The following is a 14,778-nucleotide window of genomic DNA, read 5'->3' as shown; positions in this document are numbered from 1 at the left end:
GGATGAACATGTCAGACAAAAATAATAAAATCCCCTTTCAAGAAGATAATTACACACACAATATAAATCGAAATAATGAAAGAAAGCTTGATCGTCGTGGGTTTATGAAAACATTAGTAGGAGCTGCGGGAGTATTCGCAGTTTCCTCCCTACCATGGGGAGCAGTTGCTGCAAAAGAATTAATGGGATTAGGAGACAAAGAGTATCCCAATAAAAAAATCATAGATGTAAAATCAATTGCAATAGGGGATTCTACCGACTTTAAATTCCCAGGTGATCATGATGATGCCATATTAATTCGACTATCTGAAAATAAATATGTTTCCTATCAAAATGCTTGTACACATTTAAGATGTCCGGTGTTCTGGGTGAAAGAAGAGGGAGAGATGATTTGTCCTTGTCACCACGGTAAGTTCGATGTAAATACAGGTGCTCCAACAGCAGGCCCACCAAGAAGGCCTTTACCAGAAATTGAAGTCAAAGTAGAAAACGGCGCTGTATACGCAGTAAGGGTGAAACGTTATGAAGTTTAATTTCTATGCACTACTAATTATTCTTTTACTCAATATCGTCATTACCCAACACATTGTTCATCAGTATTACTTTCAAAATTACATGAACTCAATCATCTTAACAGTAGTAAATCTCTTGCTCTTCCCGCTAGCGATCTATATTTACAAAAAAGATAGAAAGCGTGATGCATGATGAATTCAGAAACTTATTTAGATTTTTGTTTTGTCAGAAACGCCTTTGGTGGATTTGCAGTGGAAATTGATGAAATGCTAACAAAGCTGTTTAAAGGGGTGCGAGTCAACTGGTACCTCGAAGAAAAATCAGCCGAAGGAATAGAAATGGTGATTGCCGAAGTAAAGGGAATGAGTAGATGGCAATCAGAAGATGAAGTCATTAGCTTTTTAGAACAGAATGGTGACAACTGTTTTTGGGAGTACTTACAAGGCTATAAAATGTTTGTTTATCCTGCAAAGAGAGGATGCGGTAGTTGTGGGGATCATTGAAATGGAATCCATTGATATGGATATGCTTGAAGATTTCGTATCATCACCGGTCGAGGTGTCCATTCAAGACGAACAAGGAAACGACAAAGCCGCTTTTTTGAAAAAAGAAGTAAAAAAGATTCAGCTTTGCCCTGATCAAACGCATGTACGGATTTATTTCGATCAGGATAAATTTCTAGCAGTTCCGAGAACCTCAACCGTATCAATGTTCGATAACCAATGGACTGCATTCGATATGTTTAGTGATTTATATTACGTAATCAGAAAGGTAAGATAAAAATGAGTAAAAATCAACGAATTACCCAGTGGAATCCAGAAGATGAACAATTTTGGCAATCCCAAGGTAAAAAGCATGCAAGACGAAATTTAGTGATTTCCGTTCCATCATTAATGCTAGCTTTCATCGTATGGCAAATTTGGTCAGTAGTAGCAGTAAGATTAAATGATGTTGGTTTTAGTTTTACAGACGAACAATTATTTACATTAGCAGCTATGCCTGGTCTAGTTGGTGCTACACTACGATTCTTTTATACATTTGCAGTTGGTAAATTTGGAGGCCGTAACTGGACAGTAATATCTACAGCAGTATTAGCTATTCCAGCAGTAGGGATAGGATTTGCTGTTCAAAATCCAGATACTCCTTATAGCATCATGCTATTGCTTGCGGCACTTTGTGGATTAGGTGGAGGTAACTTCTCATCTTCTTCAGCTAACATGAGCTTCTTTTTCCCTAAAAAAGAAAAAGGAACTGCACTTGGTATTAACGGTGGTCTAGGAAACATGGGTGTGTCGGTTGTTCAGTTTGTAACACCATTAATTATCGCAGCTGGTACATTCGCGGTTATCGGTGAAGGTCAATCAATGCCAACTGGTGAAACGATTTGGTTACAAAACGCAGCGTTCATCTGGGTTATCCCAATTGTAATTATGACCATTGCTGCATACTTCGGAATGGATAATATTCCGACTGCAACACAATCTGTGAAAGATCAATTTGTTATTGTGAAAAGGAAACACACTTGGATTATGACTGTTCTTTACGTAGCAACTTTCGGATCATTTATCGGATATGCAGCGGCATTCCCATTACTATTAAAATCTCAATTTCCTGAGTACATTTCTCTAGCATTCCTAGGAGCATTCTTAGCAGCAGCGGCTAGACCTGTTGGAGGATGGATTTCAGATAAATTAGGCGGAGCACTTGTAACGTCTTGGGTATTAGTGGTTATGGCAATTGGTGCAGGTGGAGTTATTTACTTTACAAATGGAAAGCATTTCGCTGGTTTCTTAGCATCATTCTTGATTCTTTTCATCGCGGCTGGTATTGGGTCAGGGTCAACATTCCAAATGATTCCCGACATCTTCCCAGTAAAAGAAGCAGCGCCAGTCCTAGGATTTACAGCAGCATTCGCAGCATACGGATCATTCTTTATTCCGAAATTATTCGGTTGGTCAGTAAATTCATTTGGTACTCCAGTCAATGCGTTCTACTTCTTTATCGCATTCTATGTGGTTTCAATCGTATTAAACTGGTATTACTACCAACGTTCTGGCAGTAAAGTATTATCTACAAAAGCGGCTTAATTACGATGACTCCATCCTGGTAATAAGGGATGGGGTCCATCGTCATTTTATGAACATATGGGGTTTGGCGAATATCTTACTAAGGATGTCTAATAAACTGCTAGTGTTGTCCAATAAATTAAAGCTCATGGCGAATAAAATCAAATGGTTGTCCAATAAAACGAGACTACCTTTTTTTACGAAGACAGGGGGAGAGTCCATGGAGTTTACAAAAGCAAAAAAAGAAATAAGTTCGTATATCATCCAATCACAGGAAGAAGAAATTAAACGTATTGCTCTTGAACTCCATGAAGGGGTTGGTCAAACGCTTTACAGTGTGTACACTGGATTACAATTCATTCAAGGTGGATCGCTTCAGCCTGAAATGAAAAATTATATCCATGAGATGGAACAACTACTAGAGAAAACGATACAAGAGATACGGCTTTTATCGGTTGAATTACATCCACCAACATTAGCTACACTTGGCCTAGTACCTGCTATGAAAAGCTACTTGAAGCTGTATACATCAACATACGGCATTGAAGTTGAATTATCCATGGTTGGTGAAGAGGTACCAATACCGGAAAACCACAATATAGCAGTGTTTCGTGTGATTCAAGAGGCGCTTGGTAATGTAGCAAAATATGCGGATACTACTCATGTAAGTCTCTCGTTTACATGGTATCCTAATGGTCTAGGGATTATCATTAAAGACTTCGGAAAAGGATTCAATGTTAAGGAGGCAATGGAAAAATCAACAGGACTTGCAGCAATGATTGAAAGAATGGACTTAATCAACGGAAAATGTGAGATTTCATCTGTGATTGATAGTGGGACTTCAATTGAATTATTTTTACCATTATAATAGTAAAATGTATGCTAATAGGTAGATACGGATCAAAAATATAGGCTCTAGGAGGTGACATCATGATTAGGATTCTATTATGTGATGATCATGCCGTTGTAAGAATGGGACTTAAAATGCTTTTAAATAACCACCCTAACATGGAAGTCATCGGAGAAGCTTCTGAAGGAAACGAATGCATTAGCCAGGCACTCGAGTTAAAACCAAATGTGGTGGTAATGGATCTAAGTATGCCTCATGGAAAAGATGGTTTATCTGCTACATCAGAACTAAAAAAACTAATGCCTGAAATAATGATCTTAATTTTAACCATGCATGATGACGAAGAATACTTATTTAGAGCAATCCAGGCAGGTGCATCAGGATGTATCCTAAAAAGTGCGCCTCATGACGAACTAATTGGTGCAATTGAATCGGTAGCTACTGGTAACGCCTACCTTCATCCATCCGCAACGAAAAGATTGATGGAAGAATACTTAGGAAGTGTAAAACAGGGAAATACGGATTCATTTAATCTACTTTCCGATCGTGAGCGTGAAGTTCTCACGTTAATAGCGAAAGGCTTTTCAAACAAAGAAATAGGTGAAAAGCTTGAAATTAGTGTTAAAACTGTTGAAACACATAAAGGGAATTTGATGGAAAAGCTGCAGATGAAAACCCGACCAGAACTTGTTGCTTTTGCATTAAAAAAAGGCCTGCTTGGATATGGAATGTAAAGGAAGTATTGAATGATGGAAAATTCTACTATGTATCAACCCATAGCTTTTGTATGTGAAGAACTTAGGACTGAAATAGGTTGTGATTTTGTCGGACTCGCCTTTCAGAACAATGTAGGTCCGGACATTAGGTGGCTTTTTGCAGCGGGAAACTGTAACGAAAAATATAAGAAAATCACTGTACGATATGGAAAGGGAATTGCTGGTCGAGTAATCTCTACTGGAAGTCCAATGAGTATTAATGATTTTCCGAACAACATACTAGGAAAAGCGTTGGAATATCCAATTATGTTAGCTGAAAAGCTTTTATTCGCATATGCTGTGCCCATTCATTATAAAGGAATCCCAAAAGGGGTATTATTAGTAGGGCGTAGAAATGAACAATCTATCTCTGATAATGAAGAAGCTTTGGTGAGGGAAACCGCACGAAAATTGGAAGAATTGCTTACTAGTCTGCTTTAAATTTGGAGGTGAGTCGATGGATTGGAATGAAGTAAATAGCTATACACAGACCACTCCAGACTTAAGCGGTGGAACTATACTTATTGACAGAGATGGCATCATCTCTTATGCAAATGATAGAGCTGATGCCTTATTTGGATATGCAAAAAATGGACTTAGAGAAAAACAAATCACATCCATCCTTCCAGAATTTAATTTCACACAGACAAAACCATCCTCCATGTTAAACGCCCGTGCAAAACATAATCAAGGTACGACCTTTATGATTTGTGTTATAAGTACGCCTTTAACTCTTGAAAAAAAGAATTTCTATATGCTGGAAATTCACTTGCCTAAAACTCAACATCCAGTTTTAGCACAAGTAAATGAGCTAAGAGAATTGAAAATTGCATTAGATGAATCAACGATCGTTGCCTATACAGACGACAAAGGAATCATTACATATGTGAACGAAAAGTTTTGTGAGATCTCTAAATATTCCGCAGAGGAATTGATTGGTCATACACATAGGATGGTTAACTCTGGTTTTCATTCAAAGGTATTTTTTGAGGAATTATGGAGAACCATCTCATCTGGAAACGTTTGGCATGGGGAAATAAGAAACAAGGCGAAGGACGGAACCTTCTATTGGGTTGATACGACGATTGTACCTTTTTTGAACGAGTCTGGGGAACCCTACAAATACCTTGCCATTAGGAAGGATATTACGCACTACAAGCAAGTGGTTGAGGATTTAAATAAATCGATGCAAGAGCTTGTGGATTTGAAGTTTGCTCTTGACACATCCTCAATTGTAGCCATTACCGATCATAAAGGGTTTATTAAGTTTGTAAATGATAAATTCTCCAAAATATCAAAGTACTCTAAGGAAGAATTAATCGGGAAAGATCATCGAATCATTAACTCTGCTTTTCATTCTAAAGAATTCTTTAAGGATCTTTGGCGAACGATATCTTCAGGTAACGTTTGGAAAGGTGAAATAAAAAATCAAGCTAAAGATGGTTCATATTATTGGGTTGATACGACAATTGTGCCATTCTTAGACGATTATGGAAAACCATACCAGTATTTAGCGATTCGATATGAGATTACAGAACGAAAAAAAGCTGAAGAAGAATTACAAAATATGATGACAAAAATCATTGATATTCAAGAAGAAGAGCGTAAAAGACTCTCTAGAAATTTACATGATGGGATTGGGCAGAATCTTTATAGTCATCTGATTAGCATTAACTTACTACAGTCCCAGATTGGTCATCCTTTATTAGATCACATGCAACAAGAGGCAACGGAACTAATTGAAGAAGTGAGAAGAATTTCTCAGGAGCTCCGCCCATCTGTACTAGATGACCTTGGATTAGTACCTGCTATTCGGTCATACTTATTAAGGTACTCAGATCACTATAAAATTGACGTGCAATTTGATTGCTATCTACATAGTCGCTTAACAGCAAATAAGGAAATTACGATATATAGAATCATTCAAGAGGCACTAACAAATATCAGAAAATATGCGAAGACCAATGAAGCATACGTGACGATTCGTGAACTGGACTCTTTAATACGTGTTCTAATTGAAGATAAAGGAAAAGGGTTTGTTCTAAATGAAACGAAGCGCGGCGTTGGATTATTCAGCATGGAGGAAAGGGCTCGAGCTGTAAATGGGGAGATCCACATTCAAACTAATATAGGGGAAGGCACCAAAATAATACTAGAAGTTCCTTTATAGGAGTCCGATTTAATGGAAATCCACCATCTTTACAATCATTTAACAAGATACCCATTGACAATAAATCTAAGAATTTGTAAAATTAAGTTATAAAATGAATATCTCCTAAAGGGGAGTAGCTTTAACAACAAAGTCGTCATTTCGGAGGCAAAATCTCTCGGCTTTGTTGGCAACTAACACGTTGTTAGCAAGACCTTTACCATAACGGTAAAGGTCTTTATTTGTATTAGAACCTTTACCAAATTGGTAGAGGTTCTTTTTATGTTAATGAGACAAATTAATTGGAGGAGATTATGATGTTATTAAGAAAATATATGTCGTTACTTGGAATAGGTTCAGCAAAGATTGATCTGTGTCTGGAAAAAACGTCTTTTCAACCTGGAGAAAGTGTAAAAGGATTGTTCGTTATTCAAGGTGGGACAATAGAGCAACAATTAAAAAGAATTGAATGTGACTTAGTGAGTACCGATTCGAGCGAAGAAGAAAAGGTCATCGAGACAACTACCATCTATACTTCAAAAACCATTCGTTCCGATGAGAAGCACGACCAACTAAGTTTCTCTTTCGTTCTCCCAGAAGAGTTAGATAAGTCATCAAAAGAATTAGAATATCGATTTAAGACAAGAATGATTTTTAACGAAGGGGTTAAGAGCGAGGACCAGGATTTCATTACTATTGTTTAAGGGTGTCAATTGGAGAATAAGGCTCACAATCCTAATAATACAAGCTATCTAAAAAAGGTGGAGATTAAATAATGAATAAAGCCTTAAAAAGAATAAAATTTGTCGCTAAATTTTGGAAATTCCTCCCTTTTTTAAAAGATTACTTCCTATCAAATGAGGTAAGAATTCAACAAAAAGTGTTACCTGTTCTTTTGTTAATAGGTTATATTGCCTTACCTTTTGACTTGATTCCTGATTTCCTCTCTATTTTTGGAGTAACAGATGACATCCTTATTGGGACCTTCATTTTACAAAGAATCATTAAAAACGCTCCTGAATCAATAAAAGGGAAATATGAACTCACCAAGCTCTAAGGTTATACCAAACTTAATTTAAGATAATTCTAGGAAACGAGATAAACTTTCGTTTCTTTTTTATTTTTACTTAATATTAGCTTTTCTATTAACTAAACCTGCAAGGAAGGTTCTGTTATATATTTGGCAAAAAACTCACCGGATATGAGCGACTGAAAAGGTGGATTATAATCATGGAATTTACGTTCCAAATCATCTTTTTTGGGGTGAGAAAATGCAGAATAATCAACTTGGAGCACACGAGGTCATTGAGTTACACGAGGTATTAAACGATGCTATTAACGGGATTAATCAATTTCATTTATACGAGCCTCATGTACAGGATGAAACATTAAGAGAGATATTAAATCATCAAATTGAGTTTTTAATTAAGGAATACAATCAACTCGTAAACGTCATGAATACAAATTCACAGAACCAAGGAGCTGTGTCATACCGCACATTTACAGGTTATGTACCTAGGTATGGCTTAGATGAACCTCAATCTTCTTATCCAAAGCCAACTGCAAACCAGCTTACCGATCAGGATATTGCGACAGGGATGCTTAGTTGCCATAAATCATCCGCCATGATGAAAATGACAGCAGCACTTGAATTTGCAAATCTTCAACTTCGAAATATGATGACGCAAGGTGCAAAAAATTGTTCTGACCTAGCTTACGAAACATTTCAGTATATGAATGAAAGAGGTTATTACCAAGTACCTATCCTTTCGAACCAAGCAGATATACTAGGTCAATACATCCAAGCTCCAAATCAACATAATCTACAGTATGGTTTTCAATAAGCTATACCAATCAAAATTCGGGAGGAATTTACATGCATACCACACAACACGGGATTCAACAAATCAATCAGTGCCGTCAAATGGCTCAACAATTAATTCACCAAACAGAACAAGGGAATCAAAAATATAGACAAATGCTACAACAAGAACAACAGAATGTGCAAGTGTTAGAACAAATTTTACAAAGTGAAAGACAAGCTGTTCAATCGATCCAACAAAGTTTACAAGACCACCAAACAGCTATCCAAAGATGCCAGGAAATTATTCAAGTGTGTAATCAAATGCAACAAGAATTGACGGGCCAAACAACGATGAATAATCAAGCTATGACTAGTTATCAGCCTATCTATAGCCAGACAGCATTCAATCAAATGCCTACAAATCAACAGCAGTACATGCAGTATCGCCAGCAATAATTCATGCGAAAGCCCTATCCTCTTTTTAAAAGGACAGGGCTTTTTCCAATAAATAAGCCTATTAATGATTTAAATAAACCAGCCCTTTTTCTTAAACCATAAAAACATACTAAACCCAATAATAAACATAATCGATAAGATCAGAAAATAACCCCAATCCCATCTTAATTCTGGCATGTGCTCAAAGTTCATCCCGTAAACCCCAGCGATAAACGTTAAGGGCATAAAGATGGTGGTTATAACGGTTAGTATCTTCATTACCCGATTTGTTTGATGTGAATTATAGGAAAGATAACTATCACGTAAATCGGTTGTAATTTCTCTATTAGCATCCACCATTTCAGATAGCTTTAGCAAATGATCATAAATGTCCGCAAAATATTCTTTATTGGAGATGATTTCATCGAGTCTTTGAGAATTAAGCATACGATAAAGCAAATCCCTCATCGGATTTACCGTGTTCCTTAATGATAAGAGATCGTGTCTTGCATCAAATAAGTTTTCTAATAGCTTTTCCATTGATTGTTTCTTTGAATTATCTTCAATTTCGTTCAATACATCCTCTAACTTATAAACAATTGGAAAATAACCATCCACAAGTTTATCCAATACGTGATAAAGGACAATTGATTGGTTCCATTGGTCAATCATCTTAGATAAGCAAACTTTGTCCCAAACATCTGCAATCTCCTTTGAGGGGAGGTGATGGAAAGTTACCACATAGTTTTTACCTATAAATAAATTGATTTCTTCCTTTTCTAATGTTTCATCATTTAAGCTATGTGTTACAAAAAACGTATGATCATCATAATAATCAAGTTTTGGTCGTTGAAGCTTATGTATACAATCTTCTATTGCTAAAGGATGGAAAGAAAGTGGATGATCCAGAAATCTTATCTCATCTTCAGTAGGTTGGATAAAGTCAATCCAATACCATTTAAAATCACTGGTTAAAATCGTACTAATCGGAAGATCTTTTTGTAGTTCATTTTGATGATTTACAACTAATGTTTTTATCATATTAACTCCTTTTTGCATTTAAAAACCAATTCTTATGAGTATTCCCTTACCACTTTAAAGAAAAACATCCATCATTACTGAAAAAGAGGAGGTAGGAATTTTTTTCCTGAAAGCTGGGTATGACTAAAGTATAATGCAATTTCTGGCAAAATCTATTGTTAAAATTGCTCTGTTAAAAACACTTTTTTTGACAGTATGGATAAAAGAAGCCATTTGAATAATAAACGCATAATTTAAAACTTTTATAATGGTTCAGGAGGATAAGTGTGGGACAAGGAAAGCAGTTTGCGGTGATCGGACTTGGTAGATTTGGAGGCAGCTTAGTAGAAGAATTCCACTATTTAGGGGTAGATGTTCTCGCTATCGACCGTAATGAAGAAAAAGTAGAAAAATACAGTCAATATGCCACACATGCTGTCCAAGCCAATGCCATAAATGAAAACACACTTAAAGAGCTTGGTTTAAAAAATATGGATCATGTGATAGTTTCTTTTGGCAATGATATTGAAACAAGCATTTTAACAACTTTACTTTTAAAAGAACTAGGTGTAAAACAAGTATGGGTGAAGGCATATAATCAATACCATCAACGAGTACTAGAAAAAATCGGTGCCGATAAAGTCATTCATCCCGAAAGAGATATGGCGAAAAGAATTGCTCACCATGTTATTTCTGAAAAAATAATTGATTATATTGAACTTTCTAAAGACCATAGTATAGTTGAAATTGTTGCTTCGGATAAATTACACGAAAAGACCTTACAAAACATTGATGCAAGGGCTAAATATGGCTGCAATATTATTGGAATACAGCGAGAAGAAGATATTATTGTTTCCCCATCTGCAGACGACTTGATTTACAAGGGAGATATATTAATTGTGATCGGCCATAATAGCGATCTACATCGATTCGAGGTTCAAGGTGTTTAAATGTCTTATACGGGTTTGCTTAGGGCAAAACCCTTTTTCTTTTTAAAAAATAAAATAGAGGGAAATCCACCCTGATTAAAGAACATATAAATTAACAAAGTCATATGGAGTGAGAATTGTGAAAGGTTATGTAAATGTAATGGAGGAAATCGTTAATGCACTTGTTACGATGTTGATGGTTGGACATGAATATCAGACCTTTTGCAAATGTGACAAGTGTAGAAATGATATGATTGCTTTAGCCTTAAATAATCTTCCAAGTCATTATGTAACGAGTGAAGATGGAAGAAAAATTGTCTATGAAAAGCTAAACACGACCGAGAACCGAAAGTGGATTAATAAAAGAATCATATCTGCCATTCACGTTGTAGGAAAATATCCAAAACATTAGAGAGAGAAAGAAAGGGGAAAAAAGTGAAAGAAGCGGTTGGATATATAATAAAAAAATTAACGGGTGCAGGTTTTGCCCTCACTTTAGGTTTTGCATTCTTTTTATTTTTAGTAAGATTTGATTTATTTGAGTATTCAGAGGGGTTATCAAATCCCTTTTACTGGGGAATTCTCTATGGATATGGAATTTTTGCCTCCATTATTATTGATTTTATAACGAATAAAGTAACTTTTTTTAATAAAAAAAGAACCATCATATTATATGCTGTGGCTGGCTTCACCTTTTTCATCCTTAATGGTATTAACCCATTTACTTTAATAGCAGGGTTAATCGGAGCAGTATGTGCCGCTATATTCTATTTAGGAACTTACTTATCTGACAAAAATACATACTTTAAATATAGTTTTGCCTTTGTACTGCCTTTATCACTGCTCTTACTGTCTTCATTTGATTTTTCTGAAAAGGAGGGCTGGCAAGCTACGACGGAGGCAGAATCTTTCCATGCAAGCTTTGATTATTTTAATGGAAAACATGAGATTCCACTTCAAGTAAAAGAGGGAGATCAAATTACATTTAAGCTTGATGTTTCCCCAACGAATGGAGGCGGGCACGGATTTCATGTTAAAAATGATAAGGGTGACCTGGTGGGATTAGAGGATAGCGGGAATAAGATGACATTCGTAGCAGAGTATTCTGGTATCTACCATATAGTGATAAAAGGGGATGATTTAAAAGGAGAGGTCGCAGTCTTTTGGGAATACAACTAACTCATTTAAAAGAGATTTTTTTCAAAACTTGTTGTTCTTTTCCATTAAATTATGTATGATTACAAATAAATTTATTGGTAAGGGGATATCACAATCATGGCAATCGAAACTGAACGTCTAGTATTAAGGCATTTAACTTTAGAGGATAGTAGTATAGTAGAAGAGTTGGCAAGTGATTACGAGATTGCAAAAAGCACGTTAACAATTCCATATCCATACCCTAAAGGTTCAGCTTCTTCTTTTATAGCTAGCGTATTGGAACAAGTAAAAGAAGGAAAACTTTATATTTATGCCATTACGCGTAAAGAGGATTGTAGCTTAGTAGGTATTATCAATCTAAGCATCAACCGTACTCATAATAAGGGAGAGCTAGCTTACTGGGTTGGTGTTCCTTATTGGGGAAAAGGTTATGGAACTGAAGCCGCAAGAGCTCTTATTCAGTATGGATTTGAACAAGGGGATTTGAACAAAATATTTGCAGCTGCATTTACTGATAACCCAGGATCTTGGAGAATTATGGAGAAAATCGGTATGAAATACGAAGGTACTTTCAGGCAGCATGTTCTTAAATGGGATGAATACAAAGATTTAGCCTACTATGGAATTTTAAAGCAAGATTATCTTGAAAACCTAAATAACCTATAGAAAAAGACACTATCGCTTGGTAGTGTCTTATGTATGACAATTGTTAATCTTTAAAATAGTCTTTTAATGCTTGTTTATTTTTCCCACTTTCTTCAAAGTAAGGATTTCCTTCTGACACATCATTGGAATCTAAATTTGTTTTAATCACCAAAGTTGGGGCATCTGTTGGCTCAGCAATAACTCGATCATCTAGCTGTTTAAAATCTGGCATCTTTTCATTACCTGGCTTTTTAGGATCCATAAAAGCACCTCCTAAAAATAGCTTGTAAAATGAATTGAAAAATATGTATCAAGTATTAAATTATTTCATAAAGTCAAAACGGTAAACCTTGAAATAGATCTATTTTTGGAGTGATTGATTTGACAATAAGCTTAAGGCCTATAACAAAGGAAAATTGGGAACAATGTATTGAACTACAATTACATAAGGACCAAGAGCCATTCATGGCATCCAATCTTTACTCGATTGCTGAAGTGCAGTTTCTAGAGGATTTTGAGGCTATGGGTATTTATTTTGAAGAAGCCATGGTGGGCTTTACGATGTATGGAGTAGACCCTGATGATGACAACTATTGGATATATCGATTGATGATTGATAAGGACCACCAAGGAAAAGGGTATGCGAAGCAAGCTCTATACCAGCTGATCCAAAGGTTAGGTACTGAAAGAAAAAGTAATCTTATTTATGTTGGGTATCATCCTTCAAACGAAGCTGCTCATCAATTGTATAGTCGAGTAGGTTTTGCACCTAAAGGAGAGGCACCTTGGGGCGAACTTTTAGCCTGCTATACACTATCACAATAATAAAGAAATAAAGCACTACGAAACGGTAGTGCTTTTCCCTTCTTAGCTATGATTTTGCTCATATTGAGGATCGTTTTTCTTAATATATGTTAGATCCTCCGCCATTTGAATGCTATTCTCAAACATTTTTTGTGCGATTATATACCTTGCAACTTTACTAGCTTCAAAATAAAGCTTATCATCCACCAGTCCAGTAACCGTATATTCGTATCCTTTAAAGCCAGAATTTAATGAAGTCATACCATACAATTGAAAAGGTTCAATAATTTGATTATCTTGGTCTTTTTTTAAGTAGTCTTGTAGTTGTTCATTTAGGTCTGTACATGTTAGCTCTAATACTTCAAATACTTGTTTTGGATCTTGCCGAAAGCTAACGGTGACTCTTTCGATAACCCTCATACGTTCAATATTATAGTTGTGAATTTGTTTCACTTCACCATTATTAATCGTTAGTAGTTTGCCACTCCATTCTCTTACCTTTAGAAAACGAAGTCCTAGGTCCTCAACCGTACCATTAAATGTGTTATTAATGGTAATAAAATCACCTTTATGCACCTGTTTTTCATAGGTTAGAAAAATTCCAGCTAATATATCCTTTATTAGACTTTGGGCACCAAAACCGACGATCACCCCGACAATTCCAGCTCCGGCCAGCACTCTTCCAAAGTCATCCACAAATTGGGATATGGCAAAAAAGAGAACACCGATTACGGCTGTTATTGAGTAAAAGAACGAAACATGCTTTCAATGGTTTGTTCCTTTCTTTCCTCTAGTAGACTCGTTCTTTCGAAGAAATTATGTAACAGTTTGTTAACAATAAACACAATTAACCAAGCAATTATGGCTACTATAATAATGCTTGTGATTTTATAATCATTAAGAAATCTAATAATTTCCATCATGTACTCCTAACTTAAACTTAAAAATATTAAGGAATAGACCTTATAAAACACCTTATTCTATTTTACACGAACACATGCCAATCAAGTCATTCTCAAATATGAACATAAACTTTGAAGATATTGCTCAAAATAAAGTGAAAAATTAAATGGAGATGATTGTGATGATTTTCTATGCTTGTGTGAAATATGATGAACATAACCCCGGAACTTATAAAGGAATAGAAGTAACAACATTAGGTAGCAACGATGTGGTGGCTTCATTTGAATCTTATGATCCGTTAGAAGATTACCGAAACTTTGTAAGTTGGTCCGAAGGTGTTGGAGAAGACAATGTTGGGATTTGTGATAGTTTCAAGCACTTTGCAAAGGACTACCAAACGGTTTCTGACGATGCATCTACAATGATGATATCGATGGTGTACGGTGACCACGGAGAATGCGGAACCCAATATTAAAAATGTGTAGTATGTAACAACCACTCTTGCTAATTCGTCTACTTCTATAGAGCGAATGGAAGGAGAGGGAGTACGCTTGAGATGGGTAGCTAACGTTGTTTTTATTTGTTTATATTTGCTTATTACTTTTTTCGGACTAGGCCCCGTTCTTTTAGCAGATGGAGTGTTGTCTGAAAGGATATTGACTGCAGCGGTTGTTCTATTTATGTATGTAGTGATTACGTACTTGTATGTCATGCTATTAAGGAAGCTTAAGATATAATTGAAGTTAT

General features: G+C 35.8%; 22 protein-coding genes and 1 pseudogene. 20 read left to right on the top strand and 3 right to left on the bottom strand.

Annotation, left to right across the window (positions count from 1 at the left end):
• Positions 1 to 8: 8 nt before the first annotated feature.
• From ACFYKX_RS02875 to ACFYKX_RS02815, 13 genes are all read left to right on the top strand, one after another.
• The gene (locus ACFYKX_RS02875; RefSeq protein WP_389357862.1) at positions 9 to 533 is read left to right on the top strand and encodes a QcrA and Rieske domain-containing protein; all 525 of its coding nucleotides are present in this window, start codon (positions 9 to 11) and stop codon (positions 531 to 533) included.
• On the top strand, positions 523 to 705 hold the full coding sequence (locus ACFYKX_RS02870; protein ID WP_389357861.1) for a hypothetical protein: 183 nt from the start codon (positions 523 to 525) through the stop codon (positions 703 to 705). The genes ACFYKX_RS02875 and ACFYKX_RS02870 overlap by 11 nt, the downstream gene beginning before the upstream one ends.
• Positions 702 to 1,016: a hypothetical protein gene (locus tag ACFYKX_RS02865; RefSeq protein ID WP_389357860.1), complete on the top strand. Its 315-nt coding sequence runs from the start codon at positions 702 to 704 to the stop codon at positions 1,014 to 1,016. The genes ACFYKX_RS02870 and ACFYKX_RS02865 overlap by 4 nt, the downstream gene beginning before the upstream one ends.
• On the top strand, positions 1,003 to 1,293 hold the full coding sequence (locus ACFYKX_RS02860; RefSeq protein ID WP_389357859.1) for a hypothetical protein: 291 nt from the start codon (positions 1,003 to 1,005) through the stop codon (positions 1,291 to 1,293). Before ACFYKX_RS02865 ends, ACFYKX_RS02860 begins: the two co-directional genes overlap by 14 nt.
• A gap of 2 nt (positions 1,294 to 1,295) precedes the next feature.
• On the top strand, positions 1,296 to 2,600 hold the full coding sequence (locus ACFYKX_RS02855; RefSeq protein ID WP_389357857.1) for a NarK family nitrate/nitrite MFS transporter: 1,305 nt from the start codon (positions 1,296 to 1,298) through the stop codon (positions 2,598 to 2,600).
• Between the two features lie 199 nt (positions 2,601 to 2,799).
• The gene (locus ACFYKX_RS02850) at positions 2,800 to 3,447 is read left to right on the top strand and encodes a sensor histidine kinase (protein WP_389357855.1); all 648 of its coding nucleotides are present in this window, start codon (positions 2,800 to 2,802) and stop codon (positions 3,445 to 3,447) included.
• Positions 3,448 to 3,509: 62 nt separating this feature from the next.
• A complete protein-coding gene (locus tag ACFYKX_RS02845; RefSeq protein ID WP_389357853.1) occupies positions 3,510 to 4,163 on the top strand; it encodes a response regulator in 654 nt (217 codons plus the stop codon).
• Between the two features lie 12 nt (positions 4,164 to 4,175).
• Positions 4,176 to 4,625 (top strand): GAF domain-containing protein, encoded by a 450-nt coding sequence (locus ACFYKX_RS02840; RefSeq protein ID WP_389357851.1) that lies wholly within the window; start codon positions 4,176 to 4,178, stop codon positions 4,623 to 4,625.
• A 16-nt stretch (positions 4,626 to 4,641) separates the two neighbouring features.
• On the top strand, positions 4,642 to 6,354 hold the full coding sequence (locus ACFYKX_RS02835; protein ID WP_389357849.1) for a PAS domain S-box protein: 1,713 nt from the start codon (positions 4,642 to 4,644) through the stop codon (positions 6,352 to 6,354).
• 293 nt (positions 6,355 to 6,647) lie between these two features.
• Entirely contained in the window at positions 6,648 to 7,037 is a 390-nt protein-coding gene (locus ACFYKX_RS02830) for a sporulation protein (RefSeq protein WP_389357847.1), read from the top strand.
• A 71-nt stretch (positions 7,038 to 7,108) separates the two neighbouring features.
• Complete coding sequence (locus tag ACFYKX_RS02825; RefSeq protein ID WP_389357845.1) at positions 7,109 to 7,390, top strand: YkvA family protein; 282 nt, start codon at positions 7,109 to 7,111, stop codon at positions 7,388 to 7,390.
• 214 nt (positions 7,391 to 7,604) lie between these two features.
• Positions 7,605 to 8,177 carry a spore coat protein gene (locus tag ACFYKX_RS02820; protein WP_389357843.1) on the top strand — a complete coding sequence of 191 codons (573 nt, stop codon included), beginning with the start codon at positions 7,605 to 7,607 and terminating at the stop codon, positions 8,175 to 8,177.
• A gap of 32 nt (positions 8,178 to 8,209) precedes the next feature.
• Positions 8,210 to 8,593, top strand: a complete 384-nt coding sequence (locus tag ACFYKX_RS02815; protein ID WP_389357841.1) for a hypothetical protein — start codon at positions 8,210 to 8,212, stop codon at positions 8,591 to 8,593.
• A gap of 69 nt (positions 8,594 to 8,662) precedes the next feature.
• Here the strand turns inward: ACFYKX_RS02815 and corA are convergent, their stop codons facing one another.
• Complete coding sequence (corA, locus tag ACFYKX_RS02810; RefSeq protein ID WP_389357839.1) at positions 8,663 to 9,613, bottom strand: magnesium/cobalt transporter CorA; 951 nt, start codon at positions 9,611 to 9,613, stop codon at positions 8,663 to 8,665.
• A 266-nt stretch (positions 9,614 to 9,879) separates the two neighbouring features.
• Between corA and ACFYKX_RS02805 the strand changes: the two genes are divergently transcribed.
• From ACFYKX_RS02805 to ACFYKX_RS02790, 4 genes are all read left to right on the top strand, one after another.
• Positions 9,880 to 10,542 (top strand): potassium channel family protein, encoded by a 663-nt coding sequence (locus ACFYKX_RS02805; RefSeq protein ID WP_389357837.1) that lies wholly within the window; start codon positions 9,880 to 9,882, stop codon positions 10,540 to 10,542.
• Between the two features lie 118 nt (positions 10,543 to 10,660).
• Positions 10,661 to 10,933 (top strand): late competence development ComFB family protein, encoded by a 273-nt coding sequence (locus ACFYKX_RS02800; protein ID WP_389357835.1) that lies wholly within the window; start codon positions 10,661 to 10,663, stop codon positions 10,931 to 10,933.
• 23 nt (positions 10,934 to 10,956) lie between these two features.
• Positions 10,957 to 11,700, top strand: a complete 744-nt coding sequence (locus ACFYKX_RS02795; protein WP_389357833.1) for a hypothetical protein — start codon at positions 10,957 to 10,959, stop codon at positions 11,698 to 11,700.
• A gap of 93 nt (positions 11,701 to 11,793) precedes the next feature.
• Positions 11,794 to 12,345, top strand: coding sequence for a GNAT family N-acetyltransferase (locus ACFYKX_RS02790; protein ID WP_389359019.1), 552 nt, complete (start codon positions 11,794 to 11,796; stop codon positions 12,343 to 12,345).
• Positions 12,346 to 12,388: 43 nt separating this feature from the next.
• On the opposite strand, the gene ACFYKX_RS02785 is transcribed toward ACFYKX_RS02790, so the two are convergent.
• Positions 12,389 to 12,586, bottom strand: coding sequence for a hypothetical protein (locus ACFYKX_RS02785; RefSeq protein WP_389357831.1), 198 nt, complete (start codon positions 12,584 to 12,586; stop codon positions 12,389 to 12,391).
• Between the two features lie 119 nt (positions 12,587 to 12,705).
• On the opposite strand from ACFYKX_RS02785, the gene ACFYKX_RS02780 reads away from it, so the two are divergent.
• Positions 12,706 to 13,149: a GNAT family N-acetyltransferase gene (locus tag ACFYKX_RS02780; protein WP_389357829.1), complete on the top strand. Its 444-nt coding sequence runs from the start codon at positions 12,706 to 12,708 to the stop codon at positions 13,147 to 13,149.
• Positions 13,150 to 13,191: 42 nt separating this feature from the next.
• Here ACFYKX_RS02780 and ACFYKX_RS02775 read toward each other — a convergent pair.
• A pseudogene (locus ACFYKX_RS02775) lies at positions 13,192 to 14,051 on the bottom strand (mechanosensitive ion channel family protein).
• A 161-nt stretch (positions 14,052 to 14,212) separates the two neighbouring features.
• Here ACFYKX_RS02775 and ACFYKX_RS02770 point away from each other — a divergent pair.
• Positions 14,213 to 14,506 carry a hypothetical protein gene (locus tag ACFYKX_RS02770; RefSeq protein ID WP_389357827.1) on the top strand — a complete coding sequence of 98 codons (294 nt, stop codon included), beginning with the start codon at positions 14,213 to 14,215 and terminating at the stop codon, positions 14,504 to 14,506.
• Between the two features lie 76 nt (positions 14,507 to 14,582).
• Positions 14,583 to 14,768, top strand: a complete 186-nt coding sequence (locus ACFYKX_RS02765; protein ID WP_389357825.1) for a DUF6954 family protein — start codon at positions 14,583 to 14,585, stop codon at positions 14,766 to 14,768.
• The last annotated feature ends 10 nt before the right edge of the window (positions 14,769 to 14,778 follow it).

Origin of the sequence: Cytobacillus spartinae (assembly GCF_042865285.1) — a bacterium.
In the GTDB taxonomy this organism is placed as follows: Bacteria; Bacillota; Bacilli; order Bacillales; family Cytobacillaceae; genus Robertmurraya_A; species Robertmurraya_A spartinae.
The sequence above is the reverse complement of the archived record's forward strand: the minus strand, read 5'-3'. Positions and strand labels throughout refer to the sequence as shown.